At 66.9% G+C, this 17,195-nt stretch carries 21 protein-coding genes and 1 tRNA gene; 12 read left to right on the top strand and 10 right to left on the bottom strand.

The genetic code is table 11. The annotated features are described in order from the left end of the window. Positions 1 to 42 precede the first annotated feature (42 nt). Positions 43 to 1,203 carry a helix-turn-helix domain-containing protein gene (locus BLT59_RS22970; RefSeq protein ID WP_175544101.1) on the bottom strand — a complete coding sequence of 387 codons (1,161 nt, stop codon included), beginning with the start codon at positions 1,201 to 1,203 and terminating at the stop codon, positions 43 to 45. A 268-nt stretch (positions 1,204 to 1,471) separates the two neighbouring features. Between BLT59_RS22970 and BLT59_RS22965 the strand changes: the two genes are divergently transcribed. Together BLT59_RS22965 and BLT59_RS22960 are read left to right on the top strand one after the other, a co-directional pair. Continuing rightward, positions 1,472 to 2,188: a Crp/Fnr family transcriptional regulator gene (locus BLT59_RS22965; protein ID WP_091786020.1), complete on the top strand. Its 717-nt coding sequence runs from the start codon at positions 1,472 to 1,474 to the stop codon at positions 2,186 to 2,188. Then, entirely contained in the window at positions 2,188 to 2,448 is a 261-nt protein-coding gene (locus BLT59_RS22960) for a DUF6894 family protein (protein ID WP_091786017.1), read from the top strand. The genes BLT59_RS22965 and BLT59_RS22960 overlap by 1 nt, the downstream gene beginning before the upstream one ends. 173 nt (positions 2,449 to 2,621) lie before the next feature. Here BLT59_RS22960 and BLT59_RS22955 read toward each other — a convergent pair whose 3' ends face one another. Further along, positions 2,622 to 3,509 (bottom strand): LysR family transcriptional regulator, encoded by an 888-nt coding sequence (locus BLT59_RS22955; RefSeq protein ID WP_091786013.1) that lies wholly within the window; start codon positions 3,507 to 3,509, stop codon positions 2,622 to 2,624. 105 nt (positions 3,510 to 3,614) lie between these two features. Between BLT59_RS22955 and BLT59_RS22950 the strand changes: the two genes are divergently transcribed. Further along, the gene (locus BLT59_RS22950) at positions 3,615 to 4,496 is read left to right on the top strand and encodes an SDR family oxidoreductase (protein ID WP_091786010.1); all 882 of its coding nucleotides are present in this window, start codon (positions 3,615 to 3,617) and stop codon (positions 4,494 to 4,496) included. A 110-nt stretch (positions 4,497 to 4,606) separates the two neighbouring features. Here the strand turns inward: BLT59_RS22950 and BLT59_RS22945 are convergent, their stop codons facing one another. Beyond that, the gene (locus BLT59_RS22945) at positions 4,607 to 5,101 is read right to left on the bottom strand and encodes a hypothetical protein (protein ID WP_091786007.1); all 495 of its coding nucleotides are present in this window, start codon (positions 5,099 to 5,101) and stop codon (positions 4,607 to 4,609) included. Then, positions 5,094 to 5,312 (bottom strand): hypothetical protein, encoded by a 219-nt coding sequence (locus BLT59_RS22940; RefSeq protein ID WP_091786004.1) that lies wholly within the window; start codon positions 5,310 to 5,312, stop codon positions 5,094 to 5,096. The genes BLT59_RS22945 and BLT59_RS22940 overlap by 8 nt, the downstream gene beginning before the upstream one ends. Before the next feature lie 123 nt (positions 5,313 to 5,435). Here BLT59_RS22940 and BLT59_RS22935 point away from each other — a divergent pair, with 123 nt between their 5' ends. Then, on the top strand, positions 5,436 to 5,681 hold the full coding sequence (locus BLT59_RS22935) for a DUF6894 family protein (RefSeq protein WP_091786001.1): 246 nt from the start codon (positions 5,436 to 5,438) through the stop codon (positions 5,679 to 5,681). An 8-nt stretch (positions 5,682 to 5,689) separates the two neighbouring features. Continuing rightward, positions 5,690 to 5,944, top strand: a complete 255-nt coding sequence (locus tag BLT59_RS22930; RefSeq protein WP_091785997.1) for a hypothetical protein — start codon at positions 5,690 to 5,692, stop codon at positions 5,942 to 5,944. A 16-nt stretch (positions 5,945 to 5,960) separates the two neighbouring features. Here the strand turns inward: BLT59_RS22930 and BLT59_RS22925 are convergent, their stop codons facing one another. Further along, positions 5,961 to 6,158, bottom strand: coding sequence for a hypothetical protein (locus BLT59_RS22925; protein WP_091785992.1), 198 nt, complete (start codon positions 6,156 to 6,158; stop codon positions 5,961 to 5,963). Between the two features lie 140 nt (positions 6,159 to 6,298). Further along, positions 6,299 to 7,624, bottom strand: a complete 1,326-nt coding sequence (locus BLT59_RS22920) for a hypothetical protein (protein WP_175544100.1) — start codon at positions 7,622 to 7,624, stop codon at positions 6,299 to 6,301. Positions 7,625 to 7,916: 292 nt separating this feature from the next. Here BLT59_RS22920 and BLT59_RS22915 point away from each other — a divergent pair, with 292 nt between their 5' ends. The 3 genes from BLT59_RS22915 to BLT59_RS22905 all read left to right on the top strand — a co-directional run bounded on the left by BLT59_RS22915 (position 7,917) and on the right by BLT59_RS22905 (position 11,609). Then, positions 7,917 to 8,903: a helix-turn-helix domain-containing protein gene (locus tag BLT59_RS22915; protein ID WP_091785989.1), complete on the top strand. Its 987-nt coding sequence runs from the start codon at positions 7,917 to 7,919 to the stop codon at positions 8,901 to 8,903. 304 nt (positions 8,904 to 9,207) lie between these two features. Then, positions 9,208 to 9,977 (top strand): IS5 family transposase gene (locus BLT59_RS22910; protein WP_091786121.1). Its coding sequence is split into 2 segments (ribosomal slippage): positions 9,208 to 9,523 and positions 9,523 to 9,977, totalling 771 coding nucleotides; the frame shifts between segments, so codons are not numbered across the junction. Between the two features lie 375 nt (positions 9,978 to 10,352). Further along, positions 10,353 to 11,609, top strand: coding sequence for an adenylate/guanylate cyclase domain-containing protein (locus tag BLT59_RS22905; RefSeq protein ID WP_091785986.1), 1,257 nt, complete (start codon positions 10,353 to 10,355; stop codon positions 11,607 to 11,609). 412 nt (positions 11,610 to 12,021) lie between these two features. Here the strand turns inward: BLT59_RS22905 and BLT59_RS22900 are convergent, their stop codons facing one another. Genes BLT59_RS22900 through BLT59_RS22890 form a run of 3 tightly spaced genes read right to left on the bottom strand, consistent with a single transcriptional unit; the run spans position 12,022 to position 13,390 of the window. Continuing rightward, positions 12,022 to 12,333: a phage major capsid family protein gene (locus tag BLT59_RS22900; RefSeq protein WP_244514117.1), complete on the bottom strand. Its 312-nt coding sequence runs from the start codon at positions 12,331 to 12,333 to the stop codon at positions 12,022 to 12,024. A gap of 7 nt (positions 12,334 to 12,340) precedes the next feature. Continuing rightward, on the bottom strand, positions 12,341 to 12,610 hold the full coding sequence (locus BLT59_RS22895) for a hypothetical protein (protein ID WP_091785980.1): 270 nt from the start codon (positions 12,608 to 12,610) through the stop codon (positions 12,341 to 12,343). A 12-nt stretch (positions 12,611 to 12,622) separates the two neighbouring features. Next, complete coding sequence (locus BLT59_RS22890) at positions 12,623 to 13,390, bottom strand: phage portal protein (protein WP_244514116.1); 768 nt, start codon at positions 13,388 to 13,390, stop codon at positions 12,623 to 12,625. Between the two features lie 34 nt (positions 13,391 to 13,424). On the opposite strand from BLT59_RS22890, the gene BLT59_RS22885 reads away from it, so the two are divergent. Then, positions 13,425 to 13,784 (top strand): tyrosine-type recombinase/integrase, encoded by a 360-nt coding sequence (locus BLT59_RS22885; RefSeq protein ID WP_244514115.1) that lies wholly within the window; start codon positions 13,425 to 13,427, stop codon positions 13,782 to 13,784. Between the two features lie 38 nt (positions 13,785 to 13,822). On the opposite strand, the gene BLT59_RS22880 is transcribed toward BLT59_RS22885, so the two are convergent. Further along, positions 13,823 to 13,899 (bottom strand) — tRNA-Pro (locus BLT59_RS22880). A 140-nt stretch (positions 13,900 to 14,039) separates the two neighbouring features. Between BLT59_RS22880 and BLT59_RS22875 the strand changes: the two genes are divergently transcribed. The 3 genes from BLT59_RS22875 (at position 14,040) to BLT59_RS22865 (ending at position 17,103) form a co-directional block, all read left to right on the top strand. Beyond that, the gene (locus BLT59_RS22875; RefSeq protein WP_091785977.1) at positions 14,040 to 15,320 is read left to right on the top strand and encodes a glycosyltransferase family 4 protein; all 1,281 of its coding nucleotides are present in this window, start codon (positions 14,040 to 14,042) and stop codon (positions 15,318 to 15,320) included. 162 nt (positions 15,321 to 15,482) lie between these two features. Further along, the gene (locus BLT59_RS22870; protein ID WP_091785975.1) at positions 15,483 to 15,803 is read left to right on the top strand and encodes a rhodanese-like domain-containing protein; all 321 of its coding nucleotides are present in this window, start codon (positions 15,483 to 15,485) and stop codon (positions 15,801 to 15,803) included. A gap of 145 nt (positions 15,804 to 15,948) precedes the next feature. Beyond that, on the top strand, positions 15,949 to 17,103 hold the full coding sequence (locus tag BLT59_RS22865) for an efflux RND transporter periplasmic adaptor subunit (RefSeq protein WP_091785973.1): 1,155 nt from the start codon (positions 15,949 to 15,951) through the stop codon (positions 17,101 to 17,103). Positions 17,104 to 17,195: the final 92 nt, after the last annotated feature.

The raw sequence follows: 17,195 nt of genomic DNA, 5'->3' as shown, positions 1-17,195 counted from the left end.
CGGGGTTGTTGGTCGCGACCTGCACGGGTGGCCGGCGCAGGTTCATGCGGCGGCTCGATTTCCCAGGTGCAGGTAGTTGGCACGGAACTCCGCCGTCGCACGCAGCCCCGGCAGGTTCAGGATCGTCAGCCGCCCGCTCCTCAACTCGATCAGTCCCTCGCGCCGGAGGTCCCGGAGCGTGCGGTTCACATGTACGGAGGTGAGGCCCGTGGTGTCGGCCAGATCCACCTGCGTGATCGGCAGCGCGTAGCCGTCCTGCCCGGCCACTCCCGCGGCCCGCATCCGAACGAACAGCTCGCAGAACAGGTGCGCGATCCGCTCCCGGGCCGGACGCCGGCCGAGGTTCACCAGCCACTCGCGGGCGGTCGCCTCGTCCACGAGCTGCGACAGGCGCAGGGCCCGGGCGATCGACCTATGGTTCTCCAGAAGGTCCTCCACCGTCTCAGGCGTCAGGCGCACCACCTTGCAGGCGGAGAACGTGGTGATGGTGTGGTCCATCTCGCGCAGCAGGGCCACGTCGAGGTCGCACAGGTCACCCGGCACCAAGTAGGCCATGATCTGCCGCGCTCCGTTGGCGCGCAGCTTGTGGCGGTAGGCGATGCCGTCCATCACCAGGAACACGCCCGCGGGCGCATCGCCTTCGCGCACGAGGTCGGTGCCGGGCCCGACACGGCGCGTCCCAGCGCTGATCCGCGCCAGCACGGACCGGTCCGCGTCCGACAGCGACGTGAGGCTCTCCAGCTTGCGGATCAGCGGGTTGCTGCTGCCTGCATCGGGAGGGACCAAGCGAATGGGTACGACGGGCTCGGGGCCGGGCACTTCAGGCCCAGACACGGCGGCCACGCGGGCCAGTTCGTCCACGAGCGCCAGCACATCCTGCGGCATGGCCGGCTTGCTGAGCCAGGACATCCCCTGAAACTCACCCGCCAGCGATTCTTCCTTCCGGCAGCCGGAATGGATGAGGAAAGGCACGCCCCGCCTCCCGAGGTCCCGAGCCAGCGCGCCGCAGGGACCGTCCTTGAGCATGATGTCGATGACGGCCAGCACCGGTGTCTCCCGATCCAGCAGGGTCAGGGCCTCCGCGGCGGTCGCCACGGGCCCGAGCACGCGGTAGCCCGCACGTTCGAGGGCGTCGCATAGATCGAAGCCGATCAGGGCGTCATCGTCGGTCAGCAGGACCGAGGGCCGGTGGTCTAGGTTCATCAGGGAGAGCCCTGGGCGGCTGCGCGGCCTGCCATTCAGGAGGCGCAAAGCTCGCTATTCAGGGTAATATACGTCAGTCGAACTCCCCGGCCAGGTCCGATCAGGCTCGGTGTTGGCCTCAAAATTCGATCGGCGGGGTATCCGACAAATTATTATTCGCGTTGTATTCGCCCCACGTATCCTTACATAGAATTCATTGCCTGCCGGGTCATCCGGGCGAGGCGCTTGGGAGACCCTGCGTGCTCTTGCCCCGATCGGGAGCAGAGCCGTGTCTCAACCTCAGCAAACCGCCGTCCGCAATGGCCTGCTGAAGGCGCTCTCACAAGACGACCTTGATCGGCTCCAGCCGCATCTGGAGCCGATCAAGGTCGAGTTGAAGCAGACGCTGATCGCGCCCAACCAGCCGATCAAGCAGTTGTTCTTCCCCGACAGCGGCTACGCCTCGCTCGCGACCGAGGCTCCAGAGGGCAGCAAAGCCGGGGCGGGGATCGTCGGCCGAGAAGGCTTGATCGGAGCCTCACCCGTGCTGCTGGGCGTAGACCGCACCCCCCACCACATCTTCATCCAGTCTCCGGGCGAGATGCTGGCCATCGACATGGTGGCCCTGTGTGCGGCCGTCGATCAGAGCCCGAGCCTGCGCAAGCTCCTGCTGCGCTACATCCAGGTGTTGTTCGTCGAGGCGGTGCAGGCCGCCTTCGTGAATGCGACCTACCAGAGCGAGGTGCGCCTCGCGCGCTGGCTTCTGATGTGCCACGATCGGGTGGACGGCGACGAGGTGGTGATGACCCACGAATTCGTCTCGCTGATGCTGGGCGTGCAGCGGAGCAGCGCGACCTTGGCGGTGCAGGCGCTGGAGGGCTACCGCCTGATCAAGGCGAGGCGCGGTCGCCTGACGATCCTGGACCGCAAGGCGCTGGAGGAGACTGCCGGTGCCGGCTACGGCCTGCCGGAAGCCGAGTACGCCCGCCTGATCGAGGGCGCCTGATGCCGCGCTATTTCTTCAACCTTCGGCATCGTCCGGGATCCGGTGGTCTGGCGGCGGACCGCGAGGGCGACGAGCTTGCCGACGTGAACGCAGCGCGCGCGCACGCCCTCTCGGAGGCGCGGGACCTGATCGCGCGGGGTCGCAATGAGACGATCCGCGATTGGATGGTCTGCTCCTTCGAGGTCACGGACGAGCGGGACAAGCCCGTTCTGACGGTGCCGTTCAGCGACACGCTTCCGGAGGAGGGTGTCTGGGACTGAGCCCGACCGGCATGAACGGCCACGCCACGGCTTTTCCGCCGAGGAGCAGGCCGTCGCGGATCGACCCAGCCCGGTCGTTGGGGACGTGGCCCAGGCGCTCCGGAAGCGGACGTTCAAAGGACGACGGGCGGCCAGAGGTTTCCGCGATCACACGGGCCCGGCTCGAGGGGTTCTCATCCGCCGGCGTAGGATGACAGCTCGTCCGGCGTCCCGTTCGGAAACGCCTGCTTCAGATGGTCGAGGAAGGCCAAGACGCGCGCGCTGAGCAGTCGGCGCGTCGGGTAGAGGACCCACAGCGCGATGTCCGGTGCGTCCACGTCGCCCCAGTGTACCAACGTGCCCTCCGCAAGATCGCGGCTTACGAGCGAGACGGGCAAGCGTCCGGCCCCGACGCCTGCGCGCACCGCGTCGCGAACCATGATGAGCGAACCCAAGTTGAGGATTGGCTCGACCGCGATCGTGGCATGACCGGTCGGCGTCCTCACCCGCCATGCCGCGCGGTCGTCGCCCCGCACCACGGCCGGAACGGCCGTGCCGTCGGTCGGTCGGGCGACGTCGGGACCTGCCACGACCACAAGACGATCGCGCAAGAACGCTCGGCCGACGAGGCGTTCGTCCGGGTCCGGGTTCACCCGGATCACGAGGTCGATGCCCTCCTCGATCATGTCGACGGCCCGGTCCTCCGTCGTGACCTCCAGCCGGACCTCCGGGTATCTGAGGGCGAAGCTCGCTGCGAGCTTTCCCATCACGGTCTGAGAGAACAGCAGGGGTGCGCTGATCCGCAGGCGCCCACGGGGCCGCTCGCCGCCCGAGGCGATCGCCGCGGCGGTCTCCTCCAGTTCGGTGAGTAGCGAGCCCGCCCGCTCGAACAGCGCCCGCCCTTCCTGCGTCAGCTTTAGGTCACGCGCGCCCCGCTCGAACAGGCGCAAGCTCAGGCTGCCCTCCAGCTCGGCCACGCGTCGTGACAACGTCGCCTTCGGGCGTCCGGTGGAACGGGCCGCCTTCCCGAACCCGCCATGACGGGCAACGAGGGTGAAATCGGCGAGGGCGAGCAGATCCATCGTTCCACCAGCGAGACGGCGTGTCCAGATATAGCCGCTATTGGTGCAGGTGTGGATCGCTCATCTTGGGGTCATCGAAACAGCTCGACCCGAAGGAATGACCCCATGACCATCCTCGTCACCGGTGCCACCGGCCGCGTTGGCCGCAACGTCGTCCAGCATCTCACGCAGCGCGGCGCGCGCGTCCGCGTGCTGACCCGCGATCCCGCCAAGGCCGATTTCGGCTCCGGCGTCGAGGTCGTGAAGGGGGACCTGCTCGACATCGACGCGCTGCGCGCCGCCTTCTCCGGCGTCCGCACGCTGTTCCTGCTGAATGCGGTCACGGGTGACGAGTTCACCCAGGCGATCATCACCCTGAACGTCGCGCGCGCCGCGGGCGTCGAGCGGGTCGTCTACCTGTCGGTGTTCGGCGCCGACCGCGCCGTCAACGTCCCGCACTTCGCGGTGAAGTACGGCGCCGAGCGCATGCTGGAGGCGATGGGCTTCAGCGCCACAATCCTGCGCCCGAGCTACTTCATCGACAACGAGGTCATGATCAAGGACGTGATCCTGAACCACGCGGTCTACCCGATGCCGATCGGATCCAAGGGCGTCGCCATGGTCGATGCACGCGACATCGCCGAGGTCGCGGCGGTCGAGCTGATCCGCCGCGACCAGGCGCCGGGCAAGCTGCCGATCGAGACCCTCAACCTCGTCGGTCCCGACACGCTCACGGGCGCGGACGCGGCGGCGATCTGGACTGAGGTTCTCGGCCGCCCGGTCTCCTACGGCGGCGACGATCCGAGCGGGTTCGAGGGGAACATGGCGACGTTCATGCCGAAGTGGATGGCCTACGAGATGCGTCTGATGGCCGAGCGCTACGTCAGCGACGGCATGATCCCGGAGGCGGGCGACCGCGAGCGGTTGACCGGCATCCTCGGCCGCCCTTTGCACAGCTACCGCGACTTCGCTGCCGCGCTCATCGCCCAGGGGGCGGCAACCGCCTGAGCGTTCTCCTCCCTCGCGGCGACCGACGCGAAGGGCGCCCGCACCGCCCGCGCCGAGACCCACACGCGCGCTGCACGCGTCCGGCGCCGCCACCGGGGGACCGATCACCCTCAAGCACCGCCGGGATCGGCATCGACGTGGTCCGGTGCCCCCGGCCGCGCGCGCCGGCACAGCACCCGTGCCCCCTGCCGCAGCGTCACCTCGTCCCGCGGATAGGCGTCCTTCACCGCCTCGAAGGCCGCGCGTGCGCCATCGAGCGGGTAAATCACGCCGAGCCGCAGCTCGATCCGGCCGCGCGTGTCCCAGACCTCGATCGCGAACGGCCGGCCCGGCGGGACCGGCGGATCCAGGTCGGGCAGCTTCGGCAGACGCAGCGTCGCGAGGCACTGGCTCTCGTCCTGGCGCGCGACCTTGGCGCCCGGATCGCGCTGGTGGCGGCAGGAGGCGGTGAGCGCGCGCAGGAGGTCGAGCGTCGCGATCTCCGGGCCGAACCGGGCCATCAGGCCGTCCAGGCGGTAGCTGCCGTGGCGGCGGCAGGTCGCGCAGTCGATCGCCAGCCGGTCGCCGGCGATGTCGCCCAGACGCTGGGACCGGGCGTCAGCCATGCACGCGGCCCCGCGCGTAGCCGTGCGAGATCAGACGCCCCTGTCCGGCCGCACGCCGCTCGGCCGCGTCGAGGTCGATCAGCGCATCCGTGATCGCCCGCACGAGCGCCGCCCGGGCATCGCCGTGGGCGGCCCGGAGATAGGCCGCGGCGATCGTTTCGGCCTCGGACAGGGGGATCTCCACAGGAGCTTCGTGCGGCAGGGCCTGCATCCGGATCGCAACCTCGACTAGAACACATCGGGAACAAAGCGGACGATGGGGCGTGGTTCAATGGCTGTTTCGGATCGCGCGCCGTTTGCGGTGGGCAGGTGTGGAGAGGTTGGAAAAACGCCAATGCCGCGAAGGCTTTACCGCTTCCACTGCCTGGGGGGCGGTGATGCCGTGTTCGATCTGCGGGGGCGGTGGCTGTCGAGCATCCGCGAGGTTCGACAGCACGCGGACCGGGTGGCGCTGGGCCTGATGACGGGCGTCGGCAGCCAGGATTGGACGGTGTGGGCGGTCGACGTGCGCGATGCCGCAGGCCGGCCCGTGCTGTTCCGCGCGTTCACCGCTGTGCGGGTGGACGGCGAGCGGGCGTGAGCGGCGCGATGGCGATGAGGACGAGCTATGTGGTGCAGCCGTTCGAGCTGCACCGGAAGCGGCTGCGGCCGGCGCGTCAGGAGCCGGCACAGAGCGAGAGCGGAGCGGTGAAGAAGGCCGAGACCCTGGCCAAGCGGATGCCGGGCGCGGCGGCGCTGAAGGTGGTGGCCGACGACGAGACCGGCGAGCTGGAGGGCGTGACGATCCTCGGCCAGTGGGGCGAGATCCCCGACGACTTCGCCGAGAGCCTGCAGGGCGGCTGATGGTCGGCCTCAACGACTAGAGCAGGCCTCCCGACGTCGGCGCGGATAGCGTTCTTCCGGCCCGCGTGACGAGCTTCGAGAAAGCCAGCGCGGCGGCGGATGCTTGTGCCTCGGACGGGAAGGTCCGGTCCGATTCCATCTCCGTCAGATGCGTCTCGTCGAGCAGCACCCAGGTCCAGAGGTAGCGGCCGGCGGATCGGATCTCGAAACGCATGGCTGTCTCGGTATGGGAGCGGACATATCGGCACCTTGCGCTTGGAAAAGGCGCGAGGCGTCAATGGCTTGCCCGACGCAACGACCTGCGCCGGCTACGATCCGGGTTGCCCTCGACATCCTCGCAGATCACAGACTGGATCAGCCGCGCCCCTTGGCCACGAACTCCCAGACCGGCGGCCCCTGCTGCTCCGGATCGAGGAGCCCGGTCGCGCGCCCGACCTCCTGGAAGAAGGTGAGCGGGTTGCCGGCGGTGAGGATCTTGCCGATGCCGGGGATGGCGCCGACGAGGTCGCGCACCTTGCCCACCACGCCGCTCACCGTCTGGCAGAGGTTGGCGGCGATCTGCACGACGCGGGCGATCACGCTCTCGACGCTGAGGAACGCCTGGTAGGTGTCGAGCACCGCGTTCGAGGTGTCGCGCTGGATCGGCGCCAGGGCGGTGGCGAAGGTGTCGGCGATGTCCTTCGCCTTGGCGTCGAGCGCCCTCGCCCGCTCGACCTCGTCCTCGCCGACGATGCGCACGCCCGCCACGGTGGTCGCCGTGCTGGCGAGCGTCTCCCGCAACTGGCCGGTCAGGTCGACGCCGCTGCGCAGCTGGCGCTCGAAATCGGGGCCGAAGAAGTGGCCGGCGAGGTCGAAGGCCGCGAGGTCGCGCTGGTCGGCCCGGAGCTTGTCGATCAGGTCGAGCATGACCTTGATCTTCGCCTCCTGCGTGCCGGCGGCGTCGAAGGATTCCTTGTCGGCGGCCGCGAGATTGCCGGCGCGGACGTTCTGGGTCAGGCGCGCGTCGATCGCCGAGCTGTTGGCGCCGTCCCGGCCCTCGCCGATCCGGACCTCGCTCGCCGCCTGGGCGTGCTGGAGCGCGGCAGTGACCTGCTCGACCGTCAGGCCGAGCTTCTCCGCGTCGAGGGTGGCGCGCTGGAAGAAGCCGGCGCCGACCCCGGCCTTCTCGGCCTCGCGGCCGATCCGGACGAACTCCGCGATGTGCGCGCGCGCCGCGTCGATCGAGGCGGCGACGCTGTCGAACACGAGCTTGGCGGCCTCGAAGCCGAGAAAGGCGGCGAGCAGGGTGTTGAGCGAGGGGATCTGCGCGGCCACGCCCGCGATGGTCGAGGTGGTGGCCGACAGGCCGGAGCGCACGGCCGCACCGGCGGTGTTCGAGCTGGCGGCGGCGCCCGTGAAAGCACGGACGACGCCCACCAGGGTGGCCTTGTCGGCGGTGGCGGCGTTCGCGGTGGCGGACGCGATCGCGCGCACGTCCTGGCCGACGGCGGCCGCCGCCCGCTGGGCGTTGCTGGCGAGGCCCTGGAGCGAGGCGCCGAAGCCGTTGCTGTTGGCCGCGCCGCCCGACATGGCGACGCCGATCGTCGCCATGTTGCCGACGATCTGCGCGGCCAGCGTCGCCATCGCGCCCTGGGCGCGGGACGTGTCGGCCGCGAACGAGATGACGAGCGGTTCGGCCATCGGTGGGCGTCTCCGGGGCGAGGCGACGGCGGTTCAGCGCGAATCGGACCCGGCCGCGTCACGCTTTCGTCTGCCACTGCTGCAGTCAGGTGCGCGCCATCGCGGGCGGTGCCGGGAGGTCTGCTGTGGGTGGATGTCAGCCCGCCCGCGTTCGAGCGGCATTGATCGGGAAGCGGATTTGCCTCCGCGCCCGCTCCCGGCACCTCCGTGTTGAGAGGATAGATTATATACAATAAAGACCCAGTTCCGCAGCCTGCGCCATGGGCAGGCGAGCTGTGAACCGGGGCTACGGATGCAGCCGTTCTTCTCGACAGACGGAATTCACCCCAGAAACGCGTTCCGGCGTTGGCGGGAGACAATCTGCGAGCGATTGATCCCGATCGACCTTCAGCCCCTTCACGAGGGTCCGTTTCAGGGCAGGCTGGACGTCACCAGCATCGGACCTGCGCCGATCACTAAAATGGCCCACACAGCCATGCGGACGGAAGCGACGCCCGACGCGATCCGACGCCATGGGCAGCCCGACCGCCTCTACGCGACCATGAAGCTCTCTGGCCGGGACGCCATCCATCAAGGCGATCAGGAGGCTGTATTCCGGACGGGCGACTTCGTCGTCATCGACGCCCGCCCGGCCGTCTGCGAGACGAACACCGGTATTTCCCTGGTCATCGATCTGCCGCGCGAGCGCTTCGAGGCTATGCTGGGCCCGTCCCGGCAGTTCTGTGCACTCACGGTCGGAGCGGACCTCGCCTCCACGACCCTGGCGAACACCTTCATCCGAGACCTGATCCGGGTGAGCGATCGGCTCACCGCAGACGCGGCCGCGCGCATGGCGTCGATCGGAACGGACCTGATCATAGCGAGCCTCGCCGAACGGATGGCGCAGGAGGTGCCGCGTTCCATACACGGCAACGTCACGGTCCAGCGGGCCAAGGCCCATATTGAGGCCCATCTGGGCGATCCGATTTTGGACCCACCACATCTCGCCGCCGCGATGGGGCTTTCGCTACGCCGGCTGCAGGAGCTGTTCCACGAGCGCGGCCAGCACATCTCCGACTACATCTGGGAACGCCGCTTGGAGAAGGCCGCAAAGCAGCTATCCGACCCGGCCTGCGTCCACCTGCCGATCGGCATGCTGGCCTATGGCTGCGGCTTCGCCAGCCAAGCCCATTTCGCCCGCCGCTTCAAGGAACGCTACGGTCTGAGCCCGCGTGACTACCGGCGCGCGCAGAGGCAGGACTTCCAGTCGGCCGCATCCGCCTTCGGGCTATCGTCCTAGGCAGCTTAAAGACCGCATCGGGTCGCAAGCCGAATGGCTGCTCATGGCGGGTTTCTGTCCGTCTGCTTCCGGGCGGCGATGCACGGAAGCCGACGTCATCTCCGTGACAGCTCGCGACCCTTCTCAGGCGTTCGAAAGGTCCGCTTGCCGGACGTCTGAGCGGACCTGACCGACAGAGCATAGCCGGTAGCGGTCGCGCTGATGCATTCATCTGAAACGAAGAAGCAGGCTGCCTCTAAGGCCTGTCGTCGCCTGAACGGACTGGTGGTGCTCGCGTTTTCCTTTCTCCAAGGCAGGAGGGATGATGCTGAGCGACGTGCAATGGTCTGAGCTGGAGCCCCTGGTCGAAGCGTGTCGGCCGAAAGCCAAGACGCCACCGCAGGACCTGCAACGCACGCTCTCGGCCATTCTCTGGCGTCATCAGAACGGAGCCAAATGGCGGGCCATTCCGGAGGATCTGGGTCCTTGGTGGCGGGCCGCACAGATCTTCATCCGCTGGTCCCGTGCTGGCGTTTGGGAACGGCTCCTCCGCCTCGTGCAGGAGCGCGGGGTTCAACTCGGGATGGTGTTCCTCGACGGCACGAACATACGCGCACATCAGAAAGCGGCCGGTGCCGCCAAAAGGGGGGATCTGGGGCCGAGCGAGACGCTCGTGAGGCTGTTGGCCGCTCGCGTGGCGGCTATGGCACCAAGGCTTGCGTGATCGCCGACGGGCAAGGCCGCGCCATCACCTTCCGGATAGCACCGGGACAGGCTCACGAACTGCCCCACGCGGTTCCGCTGCTCGACCAACTGCCAGGCGTGCCCAGGTGGGTCGTCGGAGACCGCGGCTACACCAGTCACGCCTTTCGCGCGCACATCTGGAACATGGGTGCGCGCCCCGCGATCCCGCCTCAGCGCCACGAGACCCCCGTCGCCTGTCCGGACTGGATCTACAACAACCGCAATCAGGTCGAGCGCCTCTGGGCCAGGCTTAAGGAATGGCGGGCCATCGCAACCCGTTACGAGAAAACCGCCGCCAGCTTCATCGGCGTCCTCTCCCTCGCCGCAGCCCTCGACTGGCTCAAGCGATGACACGCCCTAGCACTTCGAAGGTAACGATCTCCCGAATGGTGATTCGCGAGGTCGGCTAGGCCCGTGCGGTCTTTCCCTTGGTCAGGTGAAGCGACTAAGCCCCGCCCGGCCGACTGGAATGCCGTGCCGTCATCAGGCCGGATTATTATGCTGACCGACTGCACATGGTTCCAAGATGGAGAGCACCAAAGCACGATAGCAGGCAAACTACTCTCGCTATACAGGACCCATGACATGCTTATATATGCACGGTAGGTCCGCGTATCCGTGCAGACGCAACACCGGAGCGCTGCCCTTTATATAATAGTCGATGCAGTGCCTCAAATGATTTTGACAAAGATCTGGAGCGGAATCCCAATGACCGGATATCATTAAATGATGGAGCGTGCAATGTTCCCGTCATTTCCCGCTGATCTGGAGGAAGAATTTCAGTCTCACTATGCCAAAGCATATTCTAATGCGTCGAAATCGGCGCTGGCGCTGGGCTCGGCAATTTATTTGTTATTTGCGATTTGGGACTACATAACAGCTCCAGAGATCGTAGCGCTTTCTTTGGCGATCCGCTTTTCAGTGACTGCCTTATTATTGCTGTCCATGACGTTTTTCGGCGGCGACCGGCTGCCCCAAGCGATCCTTGCCTTAGACGTGTTCCTTGCTGGAGCTAGCGTTGTCTTCATAATCTCCAACATGCAGAACGGTCTTACTGTGGGCATGAGCGGCATTGTATTGTGTTTGATGTTCAACTTCGGCTTTTTCAGATTGCTATTTGTGCCCTCTCTATTTGGCGGACTCAGTCTGATGCTGGCCTACAATGCGGCCGTGTTGGCATCCGGCCTGCGAGTAGATTTAGCGGTAGCGAACAACTTCTTTATCATTTCAGCTATCGCGGCGGGATCTATAGTCACGTTTCGCTACGAAAGTCTGCAGCGCACGAGTTTCCTTCAAGACAAGGAGATCGAAAGTGAGCGCGCGCGATCGGAGGCATTGATCGACAACATGCTCCCTCGCCATATTGCGGCGCGCCTGAAACAAGGTGATCAAGTGATCGCCGAATCCCATGGCGAGGCACATGTATTATTTGCCGATTTAGTAGGATTTACGACATTAACAAAGCAGCTCTCGCCTCACCACTTGGTCGAAGTTCTGAACGAAATATTCTCCATTGCTGACGACCTTACCGAAATTCACGGCGTCGAGAAGGTTAAGACTGTCGGAGATGGCTACATGGCCGTCTCTGGAATTGATGGTGAAACACGGAGCGCGGCCGAATCGATGGCTAACTTTGCATTAGATTTAGTTTCGGAGGTAGAAAGCTTTGCTCAGCGGAGCGGTTACCCCATAGCAGTACGAGTGGGGATAGCTACGGGTCAGCTTATCAGCGGCGTTATTGGACTCCGAAAGCTCTCGTTCGACCTATGGGGGGATACGGTGAACCTCGCCAGCAGAATGGAGCAGAGTTCTGAGCAAGGTCAGATCCAGGTCACGGAGACAACTTATTGGCGTCTGAAGGAAAATTATCAATTAGAAGAACGTGGAAAAGTCTTTCTTAAGGGGTTCGGCGAGTTAAATGCTTACGTTCTGACTGGACGACAGGTCTTTATGCACCGGAGTGAGGCCAGAATTAACTCTTAGATGTCACACAATAACGCCTACCTGTTGTGACTGCCGATTTTCATTGCCATATAATCTGCCTTTTCTAAAATTTATCCGTTTGGCATCGTTCAGAAAATGCAAATTTATTTCGCTGATGATGACCATCTTCGTCATAAATTTGTCGAGATAGATGCGCTTAAGCGGATCTGCCGGGGCACTATGTCGAGGCCGACTAATGGGCCAACGAAGCTATTGGCTTACGGGCGTCGGTCCCATGACGGCTCGCTGCGCCGAGCCGACGTTGCCGGACGGCCGGCGAATGACTGCTATGGGGAAGTGCCGACGGCGGCAGAAACGGCTGGGTTGGGTCGGAACCGGATCGTCCGCTTGCGAGTAGCGGCGCCCGATTTGCAGCCGAATGGGGCAGCCTATCAGGCCATGGCTCGCGGGTTCACTTGCTCGATTGCGCCGCGAACGTTCCCTTGATCAGAGCCTGCGGCCGCCGCACCACCAGCGCCAGCCGCTCCTCGGCCAGGATCGTGACCATGTTCTTCACGAAGTTGTCCCGGTCCTCGGTGGAGATCAGCACGCTGGCGTCCTCGCGGTCGAAGATCTGCGCCGCATAGGCGAGCGCGCCGGGCAGGATCCGGTCGCCGTGCAGGTCGACGTTGCCGAAGACGGCGCCGTAGCCCTCGAAGGTGCCCGCGTCAGGAGGGCCCGCGAACTTCAGTTCGAGGGGGGCGACGATGAGATGCGGATGCATGGTCGGCCTATGCGGTAGCGGGCTCGGCATGGGCCGGGCCGGGTTCGGCGACGGCCGAGCCGGGTTCGACCGGCCGCTCGCGGGGCATCACCGCCACCGTGCCGAGATCGTCGATCGGCAGCAGGTTCGCCTGGACAGTCAGCCTGGCGGCCCCGCCGCCGCGGCGGTCGAGGTTCTCCTTCTCGCGGATCTCGTCGCGGTCCATGATGCCGTTCTGCGCGAAGGACGCGTAGAGCTTGGCCCGGGCCGCGCTGTCGGCCCGCAGCAGGCCGTCCACCGCGAACTCGGCCTAGAGCGTCGCCCGCTCGGCCGGCTCGATCAGGCGGAGATTGATCGCCGCCTCGATCCGCCGGAGCTGCGCCCGCAGGCCGAGCGCCAGCCACGACAGGGCGATCTGCTCGACGCCCGTGCCCCACACGGTCTGCCCCTCGGAGGCGTGCCCGATCAGGATCGGCGGGATGCCGAACCAGCGGCAGATCTCCTCGACGTGCCAGCGGCGCGACTCGAGCAGCTGGCTGTCGGCCGGCGACAGGCTGACGGCCGAGACCTTCATCCCGCCCTCGAGGACGAAGACGCCGCCGGCGTTGCTCGATCCGGCGAGCGGCGCGACCACGTTCTCGCGCAGGTCCTTGCGCTGGTCGGGCTTGAGGACCTGGTCCATCTGCAGCAGGCCGCTGGGGCGCACGCCGTTGGCGAAGAGCTTGTTGGCGACCTCGTCGGCCGCGAGCGCCACCGAGACCGTCTGCCGGGCGAAGCGCAGCGGCGCGGCCTTCGACTCCCATCCGGCCATCCTGGCCAGGACCTGGCGCCGGAGCGCGGCGGCGAATCCCACGCGATCAGGCCCAGAGGGGGCTTCGAGGAAGGCGTCGAGGTCCATGCCGGGTTCCTGTCCGATCGCGAGGCCGAGCCCCATGATGCCGGCGACCACGCCGTCGATCCGGTCGGCCGAGCGCTGCTTGGTCGGCTTGATGTTGCCGGCGTCGTCGGTCTTGATCGCCACGTGCCCGGCCATCCAGCGCAGCACCGGGTGGCCGCCGAGGCCGAGGAGGCCCGCCATCCGGCGGCTCATCTACGTACCGGCGACGCGCGCCTTGAAGGCTGCGCTCGATGCGGCGCCGCGCCGGGCTACGACGATCCTCGTCGCCTACCGCGGGGCGGCTTGGCGCAAGCGTCGGTTCCATGAGGTGTGGAGGGAGACGTTCGCGGCCGCGCGGATCACGGAGGACCTGCACTTCCACGATCTCCGGGGCACGGCGGTGACGATGCTGGCCGAGGCCGGCTGCACGGTCCCGGAGATTGCGACGATCACCGGGCACAGCCAAGCGCATGCCCAGAAGATCCTGGATCGCTATCTCGCTCGCACGCGCAGCCTCGCCGAATCGGCAATCGCGAAGCTCGACGATCACCGTCGGAACCGGACCGGTTTGCAAACGGGACTGCAAACGGCCTGATGTGCGGTTCCGGAAAGACCGCTAAGCCGTTGTAAAAATGGTCGGAGTGGCCGGACTTGAACCGACGACCCCCTGTCCCCCAGACAGGTGCGCTACCGGGCTGCGCTACACTCCGACGCCGCTTGGGCTTGCGGCTCTTAGCCTCCGCGCTGCGCCCGCGCAACCCCTGCGGGGCCGGGGTTATGCGCCGAGATGCTGGCACTTGCGGATCAGGACCGCTACGGGAGGCCCGGCCCCGACGACTGCCAGAGGATCATGACGGACCGACCGATCGCCTTCGATCTCACGCGCCTCGTCACGCGCCTGCGCCACGCGAGTCCGTCGGGGATCGACCGTGTCGACCTCGCCTACGCGCGTGCCTTTCTCCGCCCAGCGGAGACAGCCGTCGGCGTGGTCTCGACGGCCTTCGGACCGCGCATCCTTGATCGCGCGCAGGCTCTGGCGATCGTCGAGGCGGTGGCGGCCGGCTGGGTCGAAGACCGGGACGCCGTATCGGACCCGGTCTATCGGCAACTGGCGACCCGCTGCGGAGACCCGGCCGCAGTGCCGCCGCCCCTCTCCGCGCCGCAGCCCGGTGCCGCCGACCGGCGACGGATCCAGGCGCGGAAGGCGGTCGACATCGCGCTGCGCGGACGTTCGCTCGCCACTCTGCCGCGGGATTCGCTCTACCTGCACACCTCGCATCTGCGCCTCGACGATCCGCGGCGCTTCGACTGGCTCTACACGCGGCGCGACGTGCGGCCGGCCTTCTTCGTCCACGATCTCATCCCGATCACCCATCCCGAATACGGCCGGTTCGGCGAGGCCGACCGCCACCGGGCGCGCCTGCGCACGATCGGCCGGCACGCCGCCGCGATTCTGGTGAACTCGGAGGATACCGGCCGTCGCACCCTCGCGCATCTCGCCGCCGAGGGATTCGGTCGGCCGCCGGTGGCGGTGGGCCATCTCGGGGTCGAGCCCGCCTTCGGACGCACGGGACCGCAGTTCAGGCCCGACCGGCCGACCTTCCTGGTCTGTGGCACGATCGAGTCACGCAAGAACCATCTGCTGCTGTTCCAGATCTGGCGGCTCCTGGCCGAGCGCCACGGGGCCGCCACCCCGCGGCTCATCGTGGTCGGGCGTCGCGGCTGGGAGGCCGAGAGCGCCATCGACATGCTCGAGCGGTGCCCCGGCGTGCGCGCCCACGTCATCGAGGCGTCGGGATTGTCCACGCACGGGCTCGCGGCGCTGATGCGCAGCTGCACCGGCCTGCTGATGCCGTCCTTCACCGAGGGGTTCGGCATTCCCGTGGTCGAAGCGGCAGCCTCGGGATTGCCGGTCATCGCCTCCGACATTGCCGTCCACCGGGAGATCGGCGAGGGGTTCGCCCTGTTCCGCGATCCCCTGGACGGCCCCGGCTGGATCGAGGCGATCGAAGCGCTGGCACAGCCGGATGCACCCCTGCGCGCCGAATTGACGGGACGCCTCGACGGGTACCGTCCGCCGGACTGGCCCGCGCATTTCGCCGCCGTGACTCCGACCCTCGCCATGCTCTGAGAGAGCTCCGCGATCCGCGCGGCGGGCCACTCCGCGTCGCCGCGTCCTGGCCGCGGAGCCGGTGAAGCCGGCCACGCACGTTGCGCCGCTCGGGTCTGACGAATAAGGAAAAGCGTCAGTCAGCCAGGCCGGCCAAGCGCGGGCGGAACGGAGATCCTGCCGATGCGGGTGGTCGACCTCGATCGTGAGACGGTCAAAAGCGGGATTCGCGATGGCTCGATGCTGATCATCGATGTGCGCGAGCCGCATGAATATGAGGCCGGGCACATTCCCGGCGCGGTCTCGCATCCCCTCTCCACCTTCGACCCGCAAGCCGTGGCAGACCTCGTCGCGGCGGATGGCCGGCGGCCGGTTTTCTCGTGTGCCTCCGGGGTCCGCTCGGTCCACGCGCTGATGGCCGCGCAGAATGCCGGGCTCGATCTCGCGGAACACTACAAAGGTGGATTCAAGGATTGGTACGGCGCAGGCGAAACAATCGCCTGACCTGCTGTTTCAATCCAGCTCACGAGCCCGTGATGTGCGCTCGCGCACAAGCAAGAGCGTGAGGCGCGGGTTACGGCCCACTCGCGGCGGAACAATCGTCAAGCTCGGCACGACCGAACGGTCGGCCAACGGACAGCAGGACCCGATGCGCAGCCGGCTTCCCAGCCTTCTCACCGTCTTGTCAGGCCTGATCGCGGGTCTCGCGACAGGCCCTCTCGCGACACCGGCCCGCGCGCAGGCGCCGGGCGGGCCGCCACCGAAGGTCACCGTGGCCAAGCCGGTGGTGCGTCAGATCGTCGAGCAGGACCAGTATACCGGTCGATTTGATGCGATCGAATACGTGGAGGTCCGTGCCCGCGTCACCGGCTACCTTGAGAAGATCAACTTCGTCGACGGCCAGACCGTGAAGAAGGGCGACGTCCTGTTCGTCATCGACCGGCGGCCCTACAAGGCGGCCCTGGAGCAGGCCCAGGCAGCTTTGGCCTCCGCCAAGGCGCGCCAGTCCTTCTCCCAGACGGACCTCGAGCGCGCCCAGACCCTGTCCCGCAGCGGCAACATCTCCGAGCAGGTCACCGACCAGCGTCGGCAGGCCTCCTTGACCGCTCAGGCCGACGTCGACAGCGCCCAGGCCGCCCTCAACAACGCCCAGCTGAACTACGATTTCAGCGAGGTGAAGGCGCCGATCAACGGCCGTATCAGCCGGCGCCTGGTGACCGAGGGCAACATCGTCAGCGCCGACCAGACGATGCTGACGACGATCGTGTCCCTTGACCCGATCTATTTCAGCTACACGGTCGATGAGAAGTCGTTCCTCAAGTACCAGAACAGCCTCGGCATCGGCATGGGCCAGACCCAGCAGGGCAAGGGCGTGCCGATCCTGATCGCCCTGTCCGGCGAGGCCAAGCCGAGCCGCAAGGGCACCCTGGACTTCGTCGACAACCGCGTCGACAACGCCACCGGCACGATCCTGCTGCGGGCGACCGTCCCCAACGGCGACCTGTTCATCAAGCCCGGCCTGTTCGGCATCGTCTCGATGCCGGCGACCAAGCCGGCCCAGGGCGTGCTGATCCCCGACGAGGCGGTCGCCGCCAACCAGGACAAGCGGATCGTCTACATCGTCGGACCCGAGAACGTGATCCAGCAGAAGGACGTCGTTCTGGGACCGAAGGTCGACGGCTACCGGGTGATCCAGTCGGGGCTGAAGGGTGACGAGACCGTGGTGGTCAACGGCCTCTCGCGGGTCCGGCCGGGCGCGAAGGTCACCCCCGAGACCATCGAGTTGCCCCCGAGCAAGACCTGAGCCCCAACGGCTCGACACCAACGCCGTCGCGCGCGCCGCGCGGCGCGCTCCGCACCGACGACGCAGGGCCCCGACCGGGAGACCGGCGGGCC

The sequence above is a fragment of the Methylobacterium sp. UNC378MF genome (assembly GCF_900103195.1).
Classification (GTDB): domain Bacteria; phylum Pseudomonadota; class Alphaproteobacteria; order Rhizobiales; family Beijerinckiaceae; genus Methylobacterium.
This window is presented reverse-complemented; position numbering and strand designations above follow the sequence as displayed.